The 19,502-nt window shown below is 65.4% G+C and carries 20 protein-coding genes; 1 reads left to right on the top strand and 19 read right to left on the bottom strand.

Going from position 1 to position 19,502, the window contains the following annotated elements:
• The 19 genes from AB0305_RS00365 to fliL all read right to left on the bottom strand — a co-directional run bounded on the left by AB0305_RS00365 (position 1) and on the right by fliL (position 17,238).
• On the bottom strand, positions 1 to 1,182 hold the full coding sequence (locus AB0305_RS00365; protein ID WP_366170351.1) for a beta-ketoacyl-[acyl-carrier-protein] synthase family protein: 1,182 nt from the start codon (positions 1,180 to 1,182) through the stop codon (positions 1 to 3).
• Positions 1,179 to 3,638: an MMPL family transporter gene (locus AB0305_RS00360; protein WP_366170349.1), complete on the bottom strand. Its 2,460-nt coding sequence runs from the start codon at positions 3,636 to 3,638 to the stop codon at positions 1,179 to 1,181. The genes AB0305_RS00365 and AB0305_RS00360 overlap by 4 nt, the downstream gene beginning before the upstream one ends.
• Positions 3,638 to 4,300 carry an outer membrane lipoprotein carrier protein LolA gene (locus AB0305_RS00355; RefSeq protein WP_366170347.1) on the bottom strand — a complete coding sequence of 221 codons (663 nt, stop codon included), beginning with the start codon at positions 4,298 to 4,300 and terminating at the stop codon, positions 3,638 to 3,640. Before AB0305_RS00355 ends, AB0305_RS00360 begins: the two co-directional genes overlap by 1 nt.
• Positions 4,288 to 4,743, bottom strand: a complete 456-nt coding sequence (locus AB0305_RS00350; RefSeq protein ID WP_366170345.1) for a thioesterase family protein — start codon at positions 4,741 to 4,743, stop codon at positions 4,288 to 4,290. Before AB0305_RS00350 ends, AB0305_RS00355 begins: the two co-directional genes overlap by 13 nt.
• Positions 4,730 to 6,316 (bottom strand): aromatic amino acid ammonia-lyase, encoded by a 1,587-nt coding sequence (locus tag AB0305_RS00345; RefSeq protein ID WP_366170343.1) that lies wholly within the window; start codon positions 6,314 to 6,316, stop codon positions 4,730 to 4,732. The genes AB0305_RS00350 and AB0305_RS00345 overlap by 14 nt, the downstream gene beginning before the upstream one ends.
• Complete coding sequence (locus AB0305_RS00340) at positions 6,309 to 8,069, bottom strand: glycosyltransferase (protein ID WP_366170341.1); 1,761 nt, start codon at positions 8,067 to 8,069, stop codon at positions 6,309 to 6,311. The genes AB0305_RS00345 and AB0305_RS00340 overlap by 8 nt, the downstream gene beginning before the upstream one ends.
• Positions 8,066 to 9,754, bottom strand: a complete 1,689-nt coding sequence (locus AB0305_RS00335) for an AMP-binding protein (protein WP_366170339.1) — start codon at positions 9,752 to 9,754, stop codon at positions 8,066 to 8,068. The genes AB0305_RS00340 and AB0305_RS00335 overlap by 4 nt, the downstream gene beginning before the upstream one ends.
• Entirely contained in the window at positions 9,751 to 10,386 is a 636-nt protein-coding gene (locus tag AB0305_RS00330; RefSeq protein WP_366170337.1) for a hypothetical protein, read from the bottom strand. Before AB0305_RS00330 ends, AB0305_RS00335 begins: the two co-directional genes overlap by 4 nt.
• Positions 10,387 to 10,414: 28 nt before the next feature.
• Positions 10,415 to 10,660, bottom strand: a complete 246-nt coding sequence (locus AB0305_RS00325; protein WP_366170335.1) for an acyl carrier protein — start codon at positions 10,658 to 10,660, stop codon at positions 10,415 to 10,417.
• Positions 10,661 to 10,730: 70 nt separating this feature from the next.
• On the bottom strand, positions 10,731 to 10,988 hold the full coding sequence (locus AB0305_RS00320) for a phosphopantetheine-binding protein (RefSeq protein ID WP_366170333.1): 258 nt from the start codon (positions 10,986 to 10,988) through the stop codon (positions 10,731 to 10,733).
• The gene (locus tag AB0305_RS00315; protein WP_366170331.1) at positions 10,963 to 11,763 is read right to left on the bottom strand and encodes a lysophospholipid acyltransferase family protein; all 801 of its coding nucleotides are present in this window, start codon (positions 11,761 to 11,763) and stop codon (positions 10,963 to 10,965) included. Before AB0305_RS00315 ends, AB0305_RS00320 begins: the two co-directional genes overlap by 26 nt.
• A gap of 8 nt (positions 11,764 to 11,771) precedes the next feature.
• Entirely contained in the window at positions 11,772 to 12,473 is a 702-nt protein-coding gene (locus tag AB0305_RS00310) for a beta-ketoacyl synthase chain length factor (protein ID WP_366170329.1), read from the bottom strand.
• A 412-nt stretch (positions 12,474 to 12,885) separates the two neighbouring features.
• A complete protein-coding gene (fliR, locus tag AB0305_RS00305; RefSeq protein WP_366170327.1) occupies positions 12,886 to 13,683 on the bottom strand; it encodes a flagellar biosynthetic protein FliR in 798 nt (265 codons plus the stop codon).
• Between the two features lie 30 nt (positions 13,684 to 13,713).
• Entirely contained in the window at positions 13,714 to 13,983 is a 270-nt protein-coding gene (gene fliQ / locus AB0305_RS00300; RefSeq protein ID WP_366170325.1) for a flagellar biosynthesis protein FliQ, read from the bottom strand.
• Between the two features lie 9 nt (positions 13,984 to 13,992).
• Entirely contained in the window at positions 13,993 to 14,754 is a 762-nt protein-coding gene (fliP, locus tag AB0305_RS00295; RefSeq protein ID WP_366170323.1) for a flagellar type III secretion system pore protein FliP, read from the bottom strand.
• Positions 14,751 to 15,167, bottom strand: a complete 417-nt coding sequence (fliO, locus tag AB0305_RS00290; protein WP_366170321.1) for a flagellar biosynthetic protein FliO — start codon at positions 15,165 to 15,167, stop codon at positions 14,751 to 14,753. The genes fliP and fliO overlap by 4 nt, the downstream gene beginning before the upstream one ends.
• Positions 15,168 to 15,265: 98 nt before the next feature.
• The gene (fliN, locus tag AB0305_RS00285) at positions 15,266 to 15,736 is read right to left on the bottom strand and encodes a flagellar motor switch protein FliN (protein ID WP_366170319.1); all 471 of its coding nucleotides are present in this window, start codon (positions 15,734 to 15,736) and stop codon (positions 15,266 to 15,268) included.
• Positions 15,726 to 16,733, bottom strand: a complete 1,008-nt coding sequence (fliM, locus tag AB0305_RS00280) for a flagellar motor switch protein FliM (RefSeq protein ID WP_366170317.1) — start codon at positions 16,731 to 16,733, stop codon at positions 15,726 to 15,728. The genes fliN and fliM overlap by 11 nt, the downstream gene beginning before the upstream one ends.
• 1 nt (position 16,734) lies before the next feature.
• Positions 16,735 to 17,238, bottom strand: a complete 504-nt coding sequence (gene fliL / locus AB0305_RS00275) for a flagellar basal body-associated protein FliL (RefSeq protein ID WP_366170315.1) — start codon at positions 17,236 to 17,238, stop codon at positions 16,735 to 16,737.
• A gap of 354 nt (positions 17,239 to 17,592) precedes the next feature.
• Here fliL and AB0305_RS00270 point away from each other — a divergent pair, with 354 nt between their 5' ends.
• Positions 17,593 to 19,467: an EAL domain-containing protein gene (locus AB0305_RS00270; RefSeq protein ID WP_366170313.1), complete on the top strand. Its 1,875-nt coding sequence runs from the start codon at positions 17,593 to 17,595 to the stop codon at positions 19,465 to 19,467.
• The last annotated feature ends 35 nt before the right edge of the window (positions 19,468 to 19,502 follow it).

Raw genomic sequence — 19,502 nt, 5'->3', positions numbered from 1 at the left:
TCATCCCCGGCCCAGGATCAGGCTGGCGTTGCTGCCGCCAAACGCAAACGAGTTGCTCATCACATACTGGCCGGCGCCCAGGCGGCGGTCATCTTCGATCAAGTCGAGCGTAGGTAGCGCGGGGTCCACTTCGCCATCCCACAGGTGGCGGGGCAAGGGCGTGCCTTCGTGCGCGAGGGCGAGCCACGCGAAGCCGAGTTCGGTCGCACCCGCTGCGCCCAGCGTGTGGCCGGTCAGCGGTTTGGTGCCGCTGGTCGGTACACCGTGCGCAAATACGCGCGCCATGAGGTGTGCTTCCATCTCGTCGTTCTTGCGCGTGGCGGTGGCGTGCAGGTTGACGTAGCCGATAGCGGTGGCGTCGATGCCCGCATCGGCCAGCGCGGCACGCAGCGCGCGTTCTGCGCCGGCGCCGGTGGGGTCGGGCGCAGAGATATGGTGAGCGTCGCTCGATTCGCCCGCACCGGCCAGGCGTACCGGCCCGGGCTCGCGCGTCATGAGGAACACCGCCGCGCCTTCACCGATGTTGATGCCGGCACGATTGCGGCTCATCGGGTTGGTGCGCACGGGGCTGGTCGACTCCAGCGAAGCAAAGCCCTGGAGCGTCAGCTCGCACAGCGAATCCACACCGCCTACGACCACGGCGTCGCACAGGTTCAAGCCGAGTAATCGCCGGGCCGATGCAAAGGCCTTGGCGCTCGACGTGCAGGCGGTCGATACCGTATAGGCGGGGCCAGTGGTCTCCAGTGCTGCCGCAGCAAATGGCGCGAGCGTGCCGATTTCCATCTGACGATAGTCAAACGCCGGCGGCAGCGTGCCATGCGCCTTGGCATGGCGCAGCGCCGCTTCTGCAGCGTCGATGCCCGAGGTGCTGGTGCCGAGCACGATGCCGATGCGGTGCGCACCGTAGCGCTCGCGCGCTGTGTTCAATGTGGATTCGATCTGCGCCAGCGCGGCCAGCAACAGCCGATTGTTGCGGCAGTCATAGGCAGCCAGATGTGCCGGCGGGGCCAACTCCAGCGAAGCCAGGGCGCGCCCCACGATGGCTGTGGTGCCGTCGGGTCGCTCCGCCGCAACCATGCCGGGTGCGTGCCCAGCCGCCAGATTGCGGCGAATGGCATCGACGTCATCGCCTAGCGCGTTGACCATGCCCAGCGTATGCAGGTAGGCAGTAAAAGCAGTCATGAGGATTGGTGTCTCGCAAACTGTGGCCGTGGCGACCTCGGCGGCATACCCAGCGGTGCCAATGTCACCGCAATGACGATGCCCAGTGCCAGCGTCATGCCAAAGCTGCGCAGCACCGGCATGGCGCTCGTACCAAGCAGGCCGAACGACAGCAGCGTGGTCGCGGCTGACAACAGTACGCCCACCCACACGCCGCCAATGTCCGCACGTTGGCGCGTACAGCCTTCCCGCAGAAACACAGCGTAGTTGGCCCCCACGCCGAGCACCAGCATCAGGGCCAGCCAATGGAACAGGTTCAACGGAATGCCCGCATAACCGTACACGGCAAAGGTGATGCCCACCGCGCAGACCACCGGCAGCGTCACCCGTACGCCCGCCGCCAGCCCATAGCGCACGCAGAACAACGCGAGGATCAGGCTGAGCGCGCCGGCCAGCCACCAGCCGCTGTCGACGCGGTACGTAGCGAACAGGCGCGCGACGCTGGCTGGCTTGTCGACAAAGCGGACGCCGGCATCGCTCTGCACCAATGCGGCAAGCGCGGGCAATTGCGCGGGGGTAGCGCCTGTCGGAATGACGATGGCCGCGTACACCGGCGATTGCGCGTCGGCGTTCGCAACCTGACCGAGCCAGAGATGGCGGTAGGGCTGCGACCAGGGCATCGCCAGCCATGCGTCGATGGTGAGCGGGTTGCTGCTGCCGGCGCTTGCAAACGCGTTGATGTAGGCGGCCGCCACGTCGGGGCGGAACCCGGCGTCGGTCAATGTGGCGCTCAGCGCCTGCGGATCGGCGAACACGCGCTGGGCCAGGCGGGCGCGGTCTTCCGCTTGCCGGTGCGCAGACGGCACGAACTGCGCGACGGATTGCACGCCGTTGAGTGGCGTACCGGCAATCGGCGCTTCCAGCTTGCGTTGCAGGGCTTCCGCGCGCTGCAGCACTTGCTCGGCGGAATCGCCCTTCACGACGAAGAACTGCGTGCTGTTCTCCACGCCGATGGCCTGACGCACCACGGTTTCCTGCCGGGCGAGTTCCGGATCGCGCTGGATCAGCAGGTGGATATCGTCATCGCTGGTCAGGCGCAGCCAGCCGGGCACGGCGGCAACAGCGATGAGTGTGAGGCACAGCCAGGCGCCCCGGTGCGTGAGTGCGGTTTGCCAGCCGCCCAGCCAGCGTGCGGCGCGGCCATAGGTGCGGGGTGTGCGGTGGGGCTGTCGCGGTGCGTTCACCAGCAGGGCGGGCAGCAGCGAAGCCACCGACAGGAAGGCTGCCCCGATCCCCGCGATGGCGAAGCATGCAATCTGGCGCAGCGCCGGAAACGGCACGCCAACCAGAATCGCGTAACCGAGCAGGCTGGTGGCGAGTGCGACCAGCAGCGCCGGCCGCACATCGCGCGCGCTTCGCCGGGCGTCTTGCCCAGCTTCTGCGCCAAGGTGGCTGACGAAGTACTGGATGGAGTAATCCACTGCTTCGCCAATCAGGCTGGCGCCAAACACCAGCGTCAGCAGATGCAGCTTGCCGAACACGAGCAGCGTGGCCGCCAACGCAAACACGATGCCGATGCCGGTGGACACGAACCCCAGCAGCAAATAGCGCGGCGAGCGGAACACCCACAGCATCAACAGCGCAATGCCGACCGTGGAGACGATGCCGATGCGGTGCAGTTCCTGCTCCGAAGCGTTGCGTGCGGCCGCCGCGTAGAACACCGCACCCGTGCGTACCAGCGTGACGTCGGGAAAGCTGCGCGCGAGCGATTGCTCAGCCTGCGCGACGGCGTTGCGCACATCGACCTGGGTTTGCCCGTCGTAGGCGGAGGCGGCCAGGGTGGTGGTCACCAGCACGCTGGTGGTGTCGCCGCTCGTGTCGCTGGAGCGGGCGATCAGGAAGTTGTCTTCCAGTTCCAGGCGCGTGGCCGCGAGCGGCAAGTCGGTCAGCCAGTGGCCGAGCCAGCCGAACGGGTCGTCGGCCAGTGGGGCGTTCAGCCCGGTTTCAACCGGCGCGTACAGCCGTTGCGCGAGCAGGGCCGGCAACGCGGTGGACGGGTCATCCAGTGCGGCACGGTCCGCAGCGCTCAACAGGCCGAAGCGGTAGGGTTGGTAGAAGCGTGTGATCTGGCTGGCGTCGAACGGCGGCAGCGCGGCAATCACGTTGCGGAATGCGGGGCTGCGCTTGAGGTACTCGCCAAACTGCAGTGCGGCCGCTTTGGCGTGCTCGGCATTGCGACTGCTGACCAGGAATATGGCGCGATCACCCAGCGATGCAGCGAGCGTGTCGACAGCCTTTTCGGCCACCGGGTCGGCCTCGGTGGCGGGTAGCAGGGCGAGCAAGTTCGTCTGCAGCGCCGTGCCATCGTGCAGGCGCACGCCGCAATAGAGCACGGCGGCCACGACAAGCGCCAGCCAACCGAGCCGAATGGCCCAGGTGGCTTGGCCGGACTGGCGCAGGGCAAACTCCTGCGTCATCAGGGCGCCCCTAGCAGCGTGCGTTCCGCTGCGTTGGGCGCATCCACGCGCGTGCTGCCCGTGAACTCGATGCGGGTTTCGTCGCCATTGGCCGATTGAATGCGGATGCTGCGCAGGTAGGTATCACCCGTCAGATCCAGGCCACGCAATGCCTGCGCCAATTGCGGCTGTGCCGGAATCAACCGCAGGTGCCAGCGGCTGGCGTTGCCCTGCGCGTTGACATTGAACTGCGAATACAGCGCCGACAGATCGCCCGCCAGCATCGCGCGCATCATGCGCGAGACCTGCGCCACGCCGGCCGCATTGCGTGCGCCGCGTGCCATGGGCTTGTCATTCGCATCCAGCGTGGTGACGCCCGTGTCCGTCATCACGTACGTCATGCGGGTCGGCTGCTCCATCCGCCAGAGCGCGCCCTGATCACGCAGGAAGAGGAGCGTGCCGCTGCTCACCAGCGGCTTTTGCATGGCCTGCAGCGATTGCGTCTGCACGAACTGCGCGCGCACGCCTTTAGCCTGTGCCAACTGCGCCGCGATTTGTGAGACAAGCGGCGAGACAAGCGCGCTGTCCTGCGGGGCTTCCGTGGGGGCGGCGTTGGTCAGCGGGCAGGCCGCCAGCGCCAGCGCCGTTGCCCAGGCGCGCACGGTGTGGGTCAGCGCAACCATGCGCGCTCCACACGTTCGATCATCACGGGCGGCGAGACGAATTGCAGCTCACCCGTGCGGGCGCACACCGCCACCTGGGTGGTGTGGCCCTTGGTCAGGCGCGCACCCGATGCGCAATCGACGATTTCGTAGCCGATCTTTAGGCGGTTCTCGTATTCCACAAGCGTGGCGCGCACCTCGATCTGCTGGCCGTAGGTGGCCGGTTTGATGTACTTGAGGTGGGCTTCCACCACGGGCCACAGAAAGCCCGAGTCGCGCATCTCGCGGTAGTCGTAATCGAAGCGGCGCAACAGCGCGGCACGGCCGATCTCGAAATACTTCAGGTAGTGGCCGTGCCAGCAGACATCCATGGCGTCGACGTCGTGGAAGGGCACTTCCACGCGGGCGCTGGCGGCCAGGGGCGGCAACTTCGGCATGGTTGTCGGCAGGTCAGGTGCGGTCATGTTGCGCTCCATGTTCATCCGTGAGCGTGCCGCGCTCGATGGCGAGCGTCAGCGTACGCAGGTCGGCTTCCAACGGACGGTCTTCGCTCACGAACGCCGACAGCGTGCTCACACGATCGATAAACGCCTGCACCGGCGCCGGGACTTTCGTCGAAGGGTCGAGCCGGCAGCGCAGCCGTACCGCTTGTACCGCCGCTAGCGTATGTGCGGCGGCGACTTGCTCGGTCAGCTCCAGCACGCGCAGGCAGTCGCGCGCGGCAATCGTGCCCATGCTGACCTTGTCCTGGTTGTGTGCCTCGGTCGAGCGCGAGAACACGCTGGCCGGCATGGTGTGCTTGAGCGCCTCGGCCGTCCACGCGGACGACGAAATCTGCACCGCCTTGAAGCCGTGGTTGATCGGCGCACGCTCGGCGGTGGCGCCTGACAGGTTGCGCGGCAAGCCGTTGTTGAACTTGTCGTCCACCAGCAGCGCGAACTGGCGGTCCATCAGATCGGCCAGGTTGGCGATGGCGGTCTTGAGCGCGTCCATCGCAAACGCGATGTGCCCGCCGTAGAAGTTGCCGCCATGCAGGACTTCCTGCGCATCGGGGTCGATCAGCGGGTTGTCGTTGGCGCTGTTGAGTTCGTTTTCGATATCGCGGCGGATCCACGATTGCGCGTCGCGCGCCACGCCGATCACGTGCGGTGCGCAGCGGATCGAGTAGCGGTCTTGTACGCGGTGTGCGGAGGTGTCGTCCCAGTTGGCCAAGTCTGCGCGGATCCAACCTGCAACCTCCGCCTGGCCGGCGTGCGGCTTGGCGGCAAAGATGGTGGGGTGGAAGTGCGCGGCCCGGCCGTCGAGTGCCACCGTGGCGAGTGCCGTCAATCTGGACGACAGTCGGATCAGCTGCTCGGCCCGTGCATACGCGAGGCACGCCAGGCCTGTCATGACCGCCGTGCCGTTCATCAGTGCGAGCCCTTCCTTGGGGGCCAGCGTGATGGGTGTGTGACCAATCTGTTGCCACGCGCTGGCGGCCGGTTGCAGTTGGTCGTTGAAGAGCACGTCGCGCTCGCCGACCAGCGCAGCGGCCACGTACGACAGCGGCGTCAGGTCGCCACTGGCGCCCACCGAGCCCTCGGCCGGAATGCGCGGCAGGATACGGTGGTTGACGAGATCAGCCAGACGCTGCAGCAGCACGAAGCGCACGCCCGAGTACCCATGGGCCAGCGAGTTCAACCGTGCGGCCACCACGGCCAGCGTTTCCGAGGCCTCCAGGTAACGGCCCATGCCACAGCCGTGGTAGCGCGTGAGCTGCAGCGGCAGGGCTTCGACCAGCGCCATCGGCACGCTCACCTGGCAGGCATCGCCGTAGCCGGTGTTCACGCCGTAGATGGTCGCGCCTTCGGCTAGGCGTTCCCGCAGGAACTGCGCGCCGCGTTCGATGCGGACGCGCCAGGCGGCGTCCGCGTTGAGCGACACCGGCTGCGCGGCGCGCGCGATAGAAACCACGTCCTCGATCGTCAGATGGCGGTTGCCGATGACGACGGGCTTGATGTGGCGCTCTGTGGTCACATTCAGATCGTGTTCAGCCATGGGCGGTGTCCGTGTTCTTGGCAACGCGCGGACGCGCCCAAAAATCGAAGAAATTGAACCATTGGAAAGGCGCCTTGCGGCAATAGTGTTCGAGCCGTTCCGCGTAGCGTTGCGCGAATCTGCCGAGGTGACGTGCCCGCTCGGCGCGCGGCAGCTCGATGCGTTCGGCAAACGGTTCGAAGTAGAGGGTGTGGTCCTGGCCCGTCTTCAGGCAGAAGAACAGGTACACCGGACAACCCAGGGCATGCGCCAGCACATACGGCCCTTGCGCGAACTGCGCGGGTGCACCCAGAAAGCGGGCTTCCACCGTGCGCCCCGATTCATGCGCGGGCACGCGGTCGCCCACGATCACCAGCAGTTCGCCGGCGTCGATGCGCTCCTGCATCAGCATGGCGGTGGCGGGGCCGAAGTCGGTCACTTGCATCAGGTGCGAGACAACATCCGGATGCGCCTGCGCCAGCACGTGGTTGAAGCGCTGCGCGTGTTCGGTGTAGACGACCGCTGTCACCTTGGCATGGCCGTTGCGGGCGGCCAGCGCACGCGTCATCTCCAGGTTGCCCAGGTGGGCGCCGATCACCAGCGCACCGCGCCCGCTGGCAACGAGCGCCTCGAACGCGGTCGGGTCGTCAAAGCGCACGCGCTCGTTCTTGACCTGGCCGGACCATGCCGCCAGCTTGTCGAGCCCCGACTGCGCAAACGCGATCATCTGGCGGTACGCGCTCAGCCACCCCGGCTGCGGCATGCCTGCCCCCGGCGATGCCGAATGCAGTCGCGCAAAGTATTGGCGCGATGCGTCCCGCGCCGTGCGTCCCGTCAGCAGGAAGTACGCGACGATCGGATACAGCCACAGCGAGGTGAAGCGCATGCCGAACAGGCGGCAGCTCAATGCCAGGAGCTGCATGCCGAACTGGCTGCCGCGCTCGGCCATGCGCCACCAGCCGTGCGAATTGTCGTGAGATGCGCCTGGCGTTTTGTCTGGTGTGGACGGATGGCGCCAGCGCGGCATGCATTTGCCGGCCAGCAGCAGCGGCAGCCGCACCAGCATGCCGGCCACCAGGCGCGTGTGGCTCTTGCTGATGCGCACGTTGTCCCACAGCACGTCAAAGTGCGACAGGCCGCCCGGCTCGTAGGTCACGCGCGTGGGCAGCGTGACGATGCGCGCGCGGCGCCAGTGCAGGCGTACCAGAATCTCGATGTCGAAATCCATGCGCGTGGGCAGCGCCACGTCGTCGATCAGCTTGCAGGCCAGCGCCAACGGGTAGATACGGAAGCCGCACATTGAATCCCGAATGTCGAACGACAGCGTTTCGATCCACACCCACACGTGTGTGATGTAGCGGCCGTACAGGCGCGCCTTGGGCACGCTTTCGTCGTAGACCGGGCGGCCGAGGATCACCGCGTCGGGCGAAGCGGCTGCGGCGGCCAGGAAGCGCGGCACGTCGGCGGCATCATGCTGACCGTCGGCATCGATTTGCAGGGCGTGCGTATAGCCAGCAGTGTGGGCGGCGCGTAGGCCCGCCATCACGGCAGCGCCCTTGCCGCCGTTCTGCGGCAGACGCAGCAGCGTCACCTGCGATGCGTATTGCTGTGCCAATGCGACTAGCACGGCTTGCGTGGCCGCATCGCTGCCGTCATCCACGATGAAGACGGGCAGCCCGTGTACCGCCAAGTGCGCCACCGTATTGCCGATGGCGTCCTTGTGGTTGTAGATCGGGATGACGATGGCCGTGGTGACAACAGTCGGTGGGGTCATGCCGCCTCCCGATGCACCAGCACGCCGGAAGCGCAGTCCCGCGCCCCGAGCCGGGCGACAAAGCGTACGCGACTGCGGTCCGGCTCGTGTGTGAGGCGCAGTGATACCACCGCGCCCGGCGGCACTGGCGCCATGAACTTCAACTGATCCACCGAAGCGATTGCGCGTACGGCGCTGTTGCGCGTGGCGGCCAGGCGCACGGCCCAGTCAATCAGCACCACGCCCGGCAGGATCGGCAGACCGGGGAAGTGGCCTGCAAAGTGAACCAGGTCGGGGCTGACACGCAGTTCGTAATGGTCGCCTTCGGCGTCGGCCACGTGCGCGAGGGTTTCGAAACCTTCCACGCCGGGCCGGAAGGCAGCGGCCACGGCGGCAGCCGGCAGCTTGCCGCGCGCATCCACCGGCATGGCCATGCAGAAGCGCCAGCGGCGGGGGATCAACGTGGGCTCGGTGTAAGTGGACAGATGCCGGCGCAGCGTCTTGGCCAGGGCTACGCGACCCTGCGTACGCAGGGCTTCGACACCGGCAGGCGTGAGGGCAACCAGTGCACCCAGCCGTTCGCGCGCTAGGTGTTTGCTCGATTGGCCGGCCAACAGCGTCGCCGCCGCCCGTGTGACAAACGGATGCGTGCCTAGCCAACCCTCGACCTCCGGCAGCGAAACGCGCTTGCCGTCCACCTTGACCACGCGATCCAGCCGACCACGCAGGAGGAAGCGGCCGCTGTCGTCAAAGGCGATGGCGTCGTCGGTGCGGTGCCAGTCGCGGTGCGACAGGTGTGGCGAACGCACGGCAAGCGCGCCGTCGTCTTCCTGGCGGAGTTCGATATTCGAAAAGGGACGCCATGCCAGCGTTTGGTCCTGACGGCGCCACGCGATGCCGCCGGTCTCGGTGCTGCCGAACACTTCAATGGGCGCGCTGCCATGTACGGCTGCAAATGCCGTGGCGGCCGCCGCATCCAGTGGGCCACCCGACGAGAACACCGCCGGCAGCATGGGCAGTGCATCGAACCCCGGCAGTTGCGGCCAGCGTGCCAGTTGCGCGGGGCTCGAAACAAACGCCGCGGTTGGGTGCTGTGCCAGCGCGCTTTGCAAGGCCGCCGGTTCGGTATGGGTTTGCCGGCTGAACGCACGCCCAGCTGCCAGCGGCCAGAACACGCGGAACAGCAACCCGTAGATATGGTGATGTGGCACGCTTGCCATCACGGCGCCGGTGCCGATCTGCGTGCCCCATTGCTGCTCCAGGGTCACGACTTCCGCATCGAATTGGGCGAGCGTCTTATGGATGGGCTTGGGCGTCCCGGTGCTACCCGACGTGTACAGCGTGATGGGCGCCTGCGGGTCAATCGCGCCGAGGGTTGTTTCGGCGTGCAGGTCCAGCGCTGCCAGGCTGGCGTCGGAGACCAGCGCATCAAAGGCGCCGTTCAGCGTTTCCAGATAGGCCGGGGCGGCGCTGGCCGGAACGACCACGTGCTTGCCGCACGCAAACAGCGCGAACAACGCACAGGTGAATTCGAACGGGTCGTCAACGCACAGGGCGTAGCGGGCTGCCGGCTGCGTTGCGAATGCAGCGGCGTAAGCCGTCACGCGGGCGCGGAATGCCGCGTACGTAATGGGCACTGCGCCGTCAACGCACACCACGGCGGCATCGGCTCGCGTGTCGAGCAGCAGGGCGTGGAGCGCGATCATGCAGCCTCCGAAGGCGCGTGCGGCCGCACGACCCAATGGCGGAACGCCGCCTCGGCCGCAATCAGCACACCGACCAGCACATAGGCGATCACGCCGTTGTACAGCGCCCAGGCGCCGCGCGACCAATACAGCGCCGCCACCACGGCGGTCAGTCCGTTGAGTGCGAAGAACACGCACCACACCTGCGTAACGCGCCGCGTATAGCGCACGGCACGGGGTTGTAGATCGGGCAGGCGCATGCGCGCGAATTTTTCGATCATGGAAGGGCCCGAGCGCAGCGTGGCCGCAAAGCTCAGCAGCAGTCCGGCATTGACCAGCGCTGGATACAGGCGCAGCAGCAACTCGTTATCGGTAATGGCCACGGCTGCCGATGTACACGTCAGCGTACCGGCGATCAGCCAATCAAGTGGCGTGAGCTGGCGCAGCAGCGTCGATACGCTGCCGGCCCCCACCCACCGCTGCGCCCACAGCAGCGCCAGCAGCGCGATGCCGGCGTAGCGCGGCTTGCCGAAATGCCAGGCGCCGATCAACACCAGCGGGTAGGCGATTTTCAGGAGCGCTTGCGTGGCGCCGCCCACCCAGCGGGGCAGGGTGGTGGATGGGGGGATCAAGTGGTCAGATTGCGCGGGCATGCGCGCTTGCATCCGCGCGGGCATCCGGTTATGCCGCCAGCAGCGATTCAACCGCGACGATCACATCGCCCACCGTGCGCACGGTCTTGAATTCTTCCGGCTTGATGCGGCGGCCCGTCATCTCTTGCAGCTTGATGGCCAGGTCCACGGCGTCGATGCTGTCCAGGTCCAGCTCTTCAAACAGATGCGCCTCGGGCGTAACGCGTTCGGGGGCGATATCGAAGTTCTCTTTGAAAATGGCGCGGATGCGTTCGAGGATCTCGGTGTCCGTCATGATGTGGTTTTCTCCCTATTTCTGCCGGTGCGCTGGTGCGCTGGTGCGCTGGTGCGATTCGGCGGCGCGATTATTGTTGGCTCTGGACGAGTGCCGCAAGTGTATTCACGGAGCGGAAATGCTCGCGCGTCTGTTCGTCATTGGCGGCAATCGTCAATTGATAACGCTTGCGCAGCACGATGCCGATTTCCAATGCGTCAATGGAATCCAGGCCGATGCCATTGGTATCGAATAGCGGAGCGTCGTCGTCAATATCGGCCGGTGTCATGTCTTCCAGATCGAGTGCCTCGATCAGGAGTTGCTTAATTTCGAGCTTCAAGGAATCCATATTGCAGAAGATGGTCGGTGATATGGGTTTCAATGCCGGAGGTCAGCGCCCGCGCAGCCAAGGCTGACGGCGCACCTTCCGGCACGTATTGGGCAACGCTGACGGGCTCCAGCACCGCCACCTTGATGCAGAACGCGCGCGGCGGTACGTCGTACCAGCGCATGGCCTTGGTGAGGGCGGGCGGGTCGCAATCCATCAGCACGGGCACGATGGGCGCGCCCACGTTGAGCGCCATGTGCGCAAACCCGCGCGAGAACGGATGCAAGCGGTCTTTGGCCGGGCTGCGCGAGCCTTCGGGGAAGATGATCATGGTGTAGCCGGCGGCCAGTTGGCGCGCGCCGGCTTCCACGAGTTCGGTCGGGTCCGCATTGCTGATGTACTCCGCCGAACGCACGATGCCCCAGAAGCACGGGTTGCCCCAGTGCGCGTTCTTGACCACGCAGCAGGCACGCGGCGTGAGCGACAGCAGCACCACCACGTCCAGATACGTTGGGTGGTTCGCCACCACGATGGCCGGGCCGCCTGCGCGCAGGCGCTCAGCGCCCTGCATGTCCAGCGTCATCACGCCCAGCCATTGCAGCGCACGCACCAGCGCGCGAAAGAACCAGTGAATGATGAAGGTGACCGTGCGCTGGCGCGAGGCGCGGTGAGGCCACAGCCACGCCAGCGGAAACACGATGATGGAAAACAGTACGCCGCAGACGCCGAAGACGACAAAGGCCAGCCCCGTCGCCACCAGGCGCCATGCCTTGTTGATGCGTGTGGTCAATGTCAATGGACGTGTCATAGCCCCTCGCGCCATTGCCACGTCCAGGTGCCGCCGGCGTGCAGCCACGTGCTGGTGGTGCGCGTGGCCAGGCTGTGCAGTACGGCCTGGCTTTGCGTGGTCATGGGGGATGCGTTTTGCGCGGCAGCCTCACCGGGCGCGCTGTGCGAGCACACCAGCGAACCCGTTGCCGTGCCATCGAGCAGGATGGCTAGCGCGCGTTCATCCACCTCGTCGACCACGGCGCCAAAGCGCGCATCCGCAGGCTCATCCGCATAGACGAGCAGCACCGGCGAGGCCGGGTTCGCCGTGTATTGCGCGTGCGCTTCGAGCAGCGCCAGGCCCAGCGTGGCGGGGCCGGCGGACACGGCAATGGCGGGCGACGTGTCGCCGCGCGCAATGCTGAACACGCCGCTCATGGCGTTGAGCACGGACAGGCTGAAGGCGGTGGGGGAGACGGGCTCGGCGTTTTCAATGTCGGCCAGGATGCCGGCCGTGCGGCGCAGTTCACCGTGCCGGGACGCAAACACGATGCGCGCGTGCGGTACGTCTGCCACGCAATCGTGTGCGACTTTCAGTGCGCTTTTAGACAGCGTGCTCAGGCGACGCCGCACCATCGGTTCAATAAAACCGAGGTCGGGCGACGAAACTGAATCAGAACCAACAGCAGGCCAGCAGGACCAGCGAGCAACCGGGATAGTCCAGTGCAAATCGGGCATATCGGTGTTCGCGTAGGGAGCAGGGCCAGTGCCCCGCACGATTGCGTGGCGCCCCGGCACGGGAGCGGCCGCTGCGCAACCCTGCGCATTCGCCTCCACCCGATCCGCTCTCGTTGTTATCGATTGATCTGGGTGAACGCACGGGCCGTTAATCACGGCCGATTTTGTCTTTCAATACGCTTGCTATTCCCCAACCCCGGGCCGAATCATACTGAAAAGTTCCCTCCGAAAACAACCACTTGCGTAATTTCGTGTCACATGCGCGACGAAGCCGGAAAAAGTGGAGGGGATATACGAAACGTCCGTGCAAAACCAGGGAGGTGGCATCCGCATCGTGCGCATGGTGGCGCCCCAACGTCGCAGGGATAAAACGATTGTTTTAATTCTTTTGGTTGAGTGCGGGGGCGGGGGCTTAACGCGCCCCGAACTGCCCAAACGCCCTGCCGCCGAGTTCCAGCGCGTCCATGACAGAGCGCTCCACCACGGGTGCCAGCGAGGTCATCATCACCATGACGAGCATCAGCCCCACCACCAGCGTGGCGGCAATGCCCACGGCAAACGGGTTCAGCGCCTGCGCGGTACGTGAGAGCACCGCAAACGCCAGATTGACGACCAGCATGATGGCGATGATCGGCAGGGCAATGCGCAGGGCCAGCGCAAAAACGATCGTGCCGCTGCCAGCGAGCGTCTGCCAGCCCGGGTTGGCCAGGGGCGTGGCCGAGACCGGCAGCGCGGTAAAGCTGTCGAACAGCGCGTGCAACAGCACGAGGTGGCCGTCTCCGGCAATGAACGCGGTAATGGCCGTGAGGCTGATGAAGCGGCCGAGCAGCATGCTGCTTTCGGTCTGCTGCGGGTCCAGCAGCGAGGCGAAACCGAGGCCGATCTGTATTGACATCAACTCACCCGCGCCGCTGATGGCCGAGAACACGAGCTGCACGCAAAAACCCAGCGTCAGCCCGATCGCCACCTGCAGCAGAGTGACCCAGAGCCCTGCGTACGAGCCGACCGACACGCTGGCCACATCGGGGGAAAGCGTCACCATGGGGGCCAGCGCCACCGTGACGATCACGCCAAACGCGATCTTGATCGAGTTCGGCACCTCGGTGTTGGCAAACGGCGGCGCAATGGCGATGAACGCCAGCACGCGTACCAGCGGCCACCAGTACATGGCGATCCAGCCGTTGAGCTGCGTGGCGGTGAACTGGATCATGAGGCGTGGGCTTGGATTTGCGGTGCTACGTTAGTTGACGTAGTTCGGGATGTTGGTCAGCACGCCGCGCGTGTAGTCCACGATGACGCTGACGATCCACGGGCCGGCCAGGATCATGGTGGCGGCCACGGCCACCAGCTTGGGGATGAACGACAGCGATTGCTCATTCAGTTGCGTGGCGGCCTGGAACACCGCCACCAGCAGGCCCACGACCAGCGACACCAGCAGCATGGGTGCGCCCACCATCATGGCGACCTGCATGGCCTGGCGGGCCATGTCCAATACGTACTCGGGCGTCATGAGCGCTCCTTATTGCACAAAGCTCTGGGCTAGCGAGCCCAGCAACAGGTGCCAGCCATCCACCAGCACGAACAGCATGATCTTGAACGGCAGCGAGAAGATCGACGGCGTGACCATCATCATCCCCATCGACATCAGCACCGCCGCCACCACAATGTCGATCACCAGGAACGGGATGAAGATGGCAAACCCGATCTGGAACGCGCTTTTCAGCTCGCTGGTGACGAAGGCGGGAATGAGCGCGCGCATGGGCGTTTGCTCAGGTGCGGCGATGGGCGGCATGTTGCCCATCTTGACGAACAGGGCGAGGTCGGGCTCGCGGGTCTGTTTGAGCATGAACTGGCGCAGCGGCGTGGCGGCGGTGTCCATGGCTTGTTCCACGGTGATCTTGTTGTCGCGCAGCGGCACGTAGGCGTCGGTGTACACCTTGTCGAGCACCGGTGACATGACGAAGAACGTGAGGAACAGCGCCAGCCCGATCAGCACTTGGTTGGGCGGCGTGGTTTGCGTGCCCAGCGCGTGGCGCAGCAGCGACAGCACGATGATGATGCGCGTGAAGCTGCTCATCATCAGCATGATGGCCGGCAAGAAACCGAGCGACGTGAGGAAGATCAGCGTCTGGACGGGCAGTGTATAGCTCTGGCCACCGGCCGCGCCCGTGAGCAGCGGCAGACCAGGTTGCGCTTGTGCAAAGACGGCCGGGGCAGCGCCCAACAGCGCCAGCACCGCCAGCCAACGGACGAGGGAACGGGACACAACACGCAACTTCATTCCGACTTCCCCGTCAGGTGGCGTTTGATCTGGTGGGAGAGGGCATCGGCAAAGCTGGGCGGCTTGCCTGCGCTGGACGTGCCGTCGGCAGTGCCGGGGTTGTCGTTGCCGCTGGAGGTTTCGGTGGCTTCCTCGACCGGGCGCGGCAGCGTGTGCAGCGTCTGCACGTGCTGTTGCGTGACGCCCAGCACTAGCCACGTGCCTTCCACGTCCACCACGACCACCTTCTCGCGCGCGCCCAGCATCTGCTGAGCGACCACGGTGATGACCTGGCCACGGCGGCGGCCAGCACCCAAGGGGCCCATGCCGCCACGCTGCTGCAGGCGGCGCAATAGCCAGCCAGCAGCCACGATCATGGCTAACACTACAAACAGCCCGCCAAAGGTGCGGGCCCAATCCACTGCTTGGTTCATGTCAACACCTTGCCCGGGGGGAGCTGTGGTTGCTGTCAGGGTGCCGAATCGCGGCGCCATGCTGCGGCGAGTTGCCGCGAGTTACCGCAAGTCGCCGCTTAACGATTCAACTTACGGATGCGTTCCGACGGCGTGATGATGTCGGTCAGGCGGATCCCGAACTTCTCGTTCACCACCACCACTTCGCCTTGGGCGATCAGGTAACCGTTGACAAGGACGTCCATCGGTTCACCCGCCAGTGCGTCCAGCTCCACCACCGAGCCCTGTGCGAGCTGCAGCAGGTTCTTGATGGGCACCTTGGTGCGGCCCAGCTCCACCGTCAGCTGCACGGGGATGTCCAGGATCATGTCGATGTCGTTGCGCTGGGCGCTACCACCGCCGCCCAGGCTGTCGGCCGTCAGCGGCTTGAACACCGGGCTGGTTTCGGCAGGGGCCGCGGCTGGCGGGTTTGAGGCAGCACTGGTTTGGGCACGGTGGGCCGCCTCAAGGGCCATGGCCTCTTCCATCGTCATTTCGACATCGATGTCGTCGGCGTTGGCTTCGGGGTTCATGGTCGGTTCAGTTGTCATCTTCAGACTCCGTGGCAGGCTCGCTGCCGCTCATATTCAGCATGCGGTTGACCCGCAGCGCGTATTGGCCGTTGAACGTGCCGTAGCTGCATTCCATGACGGGCACGCCGTCCACCTTGGCGGTCACGAAATCGTCCAGCTCCACCGGGATCACGTCGCCGGCCTTCATGTTGACGATGTCGGAGAACCGCACCTTGGCCGTGGCCAGGTCGGCAATCAGTTCCACCTCGGCGGTCTGCACCTGCTGCGAGAGCAGCCGCAGCCAGCGCTTGTCCACTTCCAGCGCCTCGCCCTGGATGGCGGAGGTGAGCCGGTCGCGGATCGGCTCGATCATGGTGTAGGGCATGCAGATGTGCACGTCGCCGCCGTTGCTGCCCAGCTCGATGCTGAAGCTGGTGGTCACCACCACTTCATTGGGCGTGGCCACGTTGGCGAACTCGGTGTGCATTTCCATGCGCAGGAATTCGAAATCGATCGGGTACACCGGCTGCCATGCGCGGGCGTAGTGCTCGAACACGAGCTGCAGCATGCGCTGGATGATCCGCTGCTCGACATCCGTAAAGTCGCGGCCTTCCACACGCATGTGAAAGCGCCCGTCGCCGCCGAACAGGTTGTCGACCACCAGGAAGATCAGGTTGGGGTCGAACACGAACAGCGCCGTGCCGCGCAGCGGCTTGACGTGCACCAGGTTCAGCGAGGTCGGCACCACCAGATTGCGAATGAACTCGCTGTACTTCTGCACCTTCACGGGCCCGACGGAGATCTCCGCGTTGCGCCGCATGAAGTTGAACAGCCCGATACGCCAGTTGCGCGCAAACCGCTCGTTGATGATTTCCAGCGTGGGCATGCGCCCACGGACGATGCGCTCCTGCGAGCCCAGGTTGTAGGAGCGTATGCCGGTCGGGGCGTCTTCGACGGGTTCATCGTCTGCCTCGTCGGAGACGCCCTTGAGGAGGGCATCGATCTCCTCCTGGGAAAGAAACTCTTCCTTGAGCATGTCACTGGATCACAAAGTTGGTGAACAGGACGTCCGCCACCGGCGATTCCTTGCCGACGGCCTTGAACACCTCCTCGCACTGCTCGACGATTTCCTTGGACAGCTTGCCCTTGCCCTCGGCCGAGTACAGCTCGGTAGGCGACTTGCTGGCGAGCAACGTCAGGACCCGGCTGCGCAGCTCCGGCGTGTAGGTCTTGATCTCTTCTTCGGCGTGCTTGTTGAAGCTCTTGAATGTGATGCCGATCTGCAGGTAGCGATCGTTGCCTTCTTCGGGCTGCAGATTGACGGTGAGGGTTTCCATGGCCACGAACACCGGCTCTTTCGGCTTGGGCGGAGCGGCGGGGCCGGATGCGGCGTGATTGCCGCCTCCGAGGAAGAACCAGGCAGCGGCGCCGCCCATGCCGACGAGCACGAGCACGATCAGGATGATCAGCAGCAGCTTGGTGGAGCCGCCCTTGGGCTGCGAGGCGGGGGCGGTGGTGGTAGCGGCAGCAGCTTCGGCCATGGGGATCACTCGGGAACAAAGGGGGGATTGGCTTCCCGGCCCTGGTGCATGTTGCAAACAACAGAGTCGGGTTCTCGGATGGCATTCTTCCTCAGCTGTGTCCACCTCATTCCGACAAGAAACGCGGTCAATCCCGCCTATCTCGGGGGTTTGCGATGCTGCCGGCGTGCTGAAGCGACTTCTGAAAGTGACGTTTAATTCATATTTAAGATGCCGAGGCAAGCACAAATGTGTCTTGTCAAGCGCGCGAGCCTGTCTTTTGACGCAAATGTGACGCTGGTCCGAAAGATTTACGAACGCCTGCCGTTGTAAATGGGCAGAAGGCGCCGGCGTGGTCCGGCCCGCACACTTGCCTTGTCGGAAGCCGTCTTGAACCCTCTACCTTTTCCCACGCGTGTTGCCCTGGCAACGGTCGATGCCGACGGCCTGCCTGCCGATTGTCCGGCGCGCGGCGAACTGCCGGGCTTCTGCCCAAAGCTGGATCTGCTGTCGATGGTCAACGCGCTTACCGAGGGCATCCTGGTCTGCGGCGCCGACCGGCGCGTCACCTACGCCAACCCGAGCGCGGCCAGGCTGCTGGGCATGCCGGTGGACGCACTGATCGGGCGGTTGTTGCCCACGGTGGTCAATTCGGCCGTCGACGAGTTCGAAACCTCCATCCACGAGACCGACTGGCCCGACCGCGACGTACTGGCCGAGGGCCAGCCGCAGTTGAACCAGATCTTCGGGCTGCATTGCCAGGATGGCCGCACCGTGTGGGTGTCGAGCAACTGGACGCCGCTGTATACCCAGGGTGGCCAACCGATGACCGCCTCGCCGACGGGCGCTGTGGACGGCGCGCCGCCGTATTCGGTGCTGGTGTCGCTGGTCGATATCACGCAGATCCGTGAGGCGCAGCAGCGCATCCGGCATCTGGCCACGCACGACACGCTCACCGGGTTGCTGAACCGCTCTGCGCTTGAAGACCGGCTGGAGCACGCGCTGGCCATCGCGCGCCGCAATCGCTCGCGCGTGTCCGTCATGTTCCTGGACTTGGATCGTTTCAAGAACGTCAACGACACGCTGGGCCACCAGTTTGGCGACATGCTGCTGCGGGAAGTAGCCGCGCGCCTGCAGGCCTGCGCGCGCGAAGCCGACACCGTGGCGCGCCTGGGCGGCGATGAATTCGTCGTCATGCTCGAAGCGCTCGATGGCATGGGCACGCGCCGCGTGGCCGAACGCATCCTGTCGGCCATCAGCGCGCCGTTCTATATAGAGGGGCAGGAGCTGTATCTGGGGGTGTCGATCGGCATTGCCGTAGCACCGCACGACGGCGACGACCCCAACACGCTGCTGCGCAAGGCCGACGCCGCCATGTACCTGGCCAAGGAGCGCGGGCGCAACAACTTCCAGACCTTTACGAGCGATCTGGACGACCGCGTCTCGCGCCGTTTCCGCATTGAATCGGGCCTGCGCCGCGCCAGCGACCGCAACGAGTTCTACGCGGACTACCAACCGCGTGTGGACGTGCGCAGCGGCCGCATTGTCGGCGTGGAAGCGCTGATCCGCTGGAACTCGGCCGACTTCGGCCACATGATGCCCGGCCAGTTTATCCACGATGCCGAAGAGACCGGGTTGATTGTCGAGATCGACCGGTGGATCCTGCGCGCCGCCTGCGACCAACTCGCGCGCTGGCGCCGCATCGGGCTGCCGCACTTACGCATGTCGATCAACCTGTCGGGGCAGGCGTTCAGCTCGGGGCACTTGAGCGCCATGGTGCGTGGCGCGCTGTCCACCAGCGGACTGCCCGGCAACGCGGTTGAGCTGGAGATGACCGAAGGCATCTTGATTCGCGACGATCCATCATTGCATGCGCTGCTCACCGAGCTACGGGCGATGGGCGTGTCGCTGGCGCTGGACGACTTCGGCACGGGGTATTCGTCGCTGTCGTATCTGCACCGTTTCCCGATCGATACGCTCAAGATCGATCGCTCGTTCGTGCAGGACTTGCCCCACGTGGCGGAACGCGCAGCCATCACGCGGGCCATCATCATGATGGCGCAGGCCATGGGCATGAAGACCGTGGCCGAAGGGGTGGAGACCACCGGGCAACTCGAGTTCCTGCGCGAAGTGGGGTGCGATGAGTTTCAGGGCTACCTGCTCGCGCGCCCGCTGGAGCCCACCGCCGTGCAAGACTTGGTGCGCGAAAACGCGCGGCGCTATAGCACGCACGCCCCTCATCGTTTCTGATGAACGCAACTCCACGTATCAAGAGTGGGTACAGT

This window comes from Arthrobacter sp. NPDC080086, from assembly GCF_040702285.1.
Note: the sequence above shows the minus strand (reverse complement) of the source record. Positions and strands in the feature narration are given on the sequence as shown.

Excerpts from the sequence above, each read along its gene's own strand:
- AB0305_RS00365 (WP_366170351.1), bottom strand. The coding sequence starts at position 1,182 with ATGACTGCTTTTACTGCCTACCTGCATACGCTGGGCATGGTCAACGCG.
- AB0305_RS00360 (WP_366170349.1), bottom strand. The coding sequence starts at position 3,638 with ATGACGCAGGAGTTTGCCCTGCGCCAGTCCGGCCAAGCCACCTGGGCC.
- AB0305_RS00355 (WP_366170347.1), bottom strand. The coding sequence starts at position 4,300 with ATGGTTGCGCTGACCCACACCGTGCGCGCCTGGGCAACGGCGCTGGCG.
- AB0305_RS00350 (WP_366170345.1), bottom strand. The coding sequence starts at position 4,743 with ATGACCGCACCTGACCTGCCGACAACCATGCCGAAGTTGCCGCCCCTG.
- AB0305_RS00345 (WP_366170343.1), bottom strand. The coding sequence starts at position 6,316 with ATGGCTGAACACGATCTGAATGTGACCACAGAGCGCCACATCAAGCCC.
- AB0305_RS00340 (WP_366170341.1), bottom strand. The coding sequence starts at position 8,069 with ATGACCCCACCGACTGTTGTCACCACGGCCATCGTCATCCCGATCTAC.
- AB0305_RS00335 (WP_366170339.1), bottom strand. The coding sequence starts at position 9,754 with ATGATCGCGCTCCACGCCCTGCTGCTCGACACGCGAGCCGATGCCGCC.
- AB0305_RS00330 (WP_366170337.1), bottom strand. The coding sequence starts at position 10,386 with ATGCCCGCGCAATCTGACCACTTGATCCCCCCATCCACCACCCTGCCC.
- AB0305_RS00325 (WP_366170335.1), bottom strand. The coding sequence starts at position 10,660 with ATGACGGACACCGAGATCCTCGAACGCATCCGCGCCATTTTCAAAGAG.
- AB0305_RS00320 (WP_366170333.1), bottom strand. The coding sequence starts at position 10,988 with ATGGATTCCTTGAAGCTCGAAATTAAGCAACTCCTGATCGAGGCACTC.
- AB0305_RS00310 (WP_366170329.1), bottom strand. The coding sequence starts at position 12,473 with ATGCCCGATTTGCACTGGACTATCCCGGTTGCTCGCTGGTCCTGCTGG.
- fliR (WP_366170327.1), bottom strand. The coding sequence starts at position 13,683 with ATGATCCAGTTCACCGCCACGCAGCTCAACGGCTGGATCGCCATGTAC.
- fliQ (WP_366170325.1), bottom strand. The coding sequence starts at position 13,983 with ATGACGCCCGAGTACGTATTGGACATGGCCCGCCAGGCCATGCAGGTC.
- fliP (WP_366170323.1), bottom strand. The coding sequence starts at position 14,754 with ATGAAGTTGCGTGTTGTGTCCCGTTCCCTCGTCCGTTGGCTGGCGGTG.
- fliO (WP_366170321.1), bottom strand. The coding sequence starts at position 15,167 with ATGAACCAAGCAGTGGATTGGGCCCGCACCTTTGGCGGGCTGTTTGTA.
- fliN (WP_366170319.1), bottom strand. The coding sequence starts at position 15,736 with ATGACAACTGAACCGACCATGAACCCCGAAGCCAACGCCGACGACATC.
- fliM (WP_366170317.1), bottom strand. The coding sequence starts at position 16,733 with ATGCTCAAGGAAGAGTTTCTTTCCCAGGAGGAGATCGATGCCCTCCTC.
- fliL (WP_366170315.1), bottom strand. The coding sequence starts at position 17,238 with ATGGCCGAAGCTGCTGCCGCTACCACCACCGCCCCCGCCTCGCAGCCC.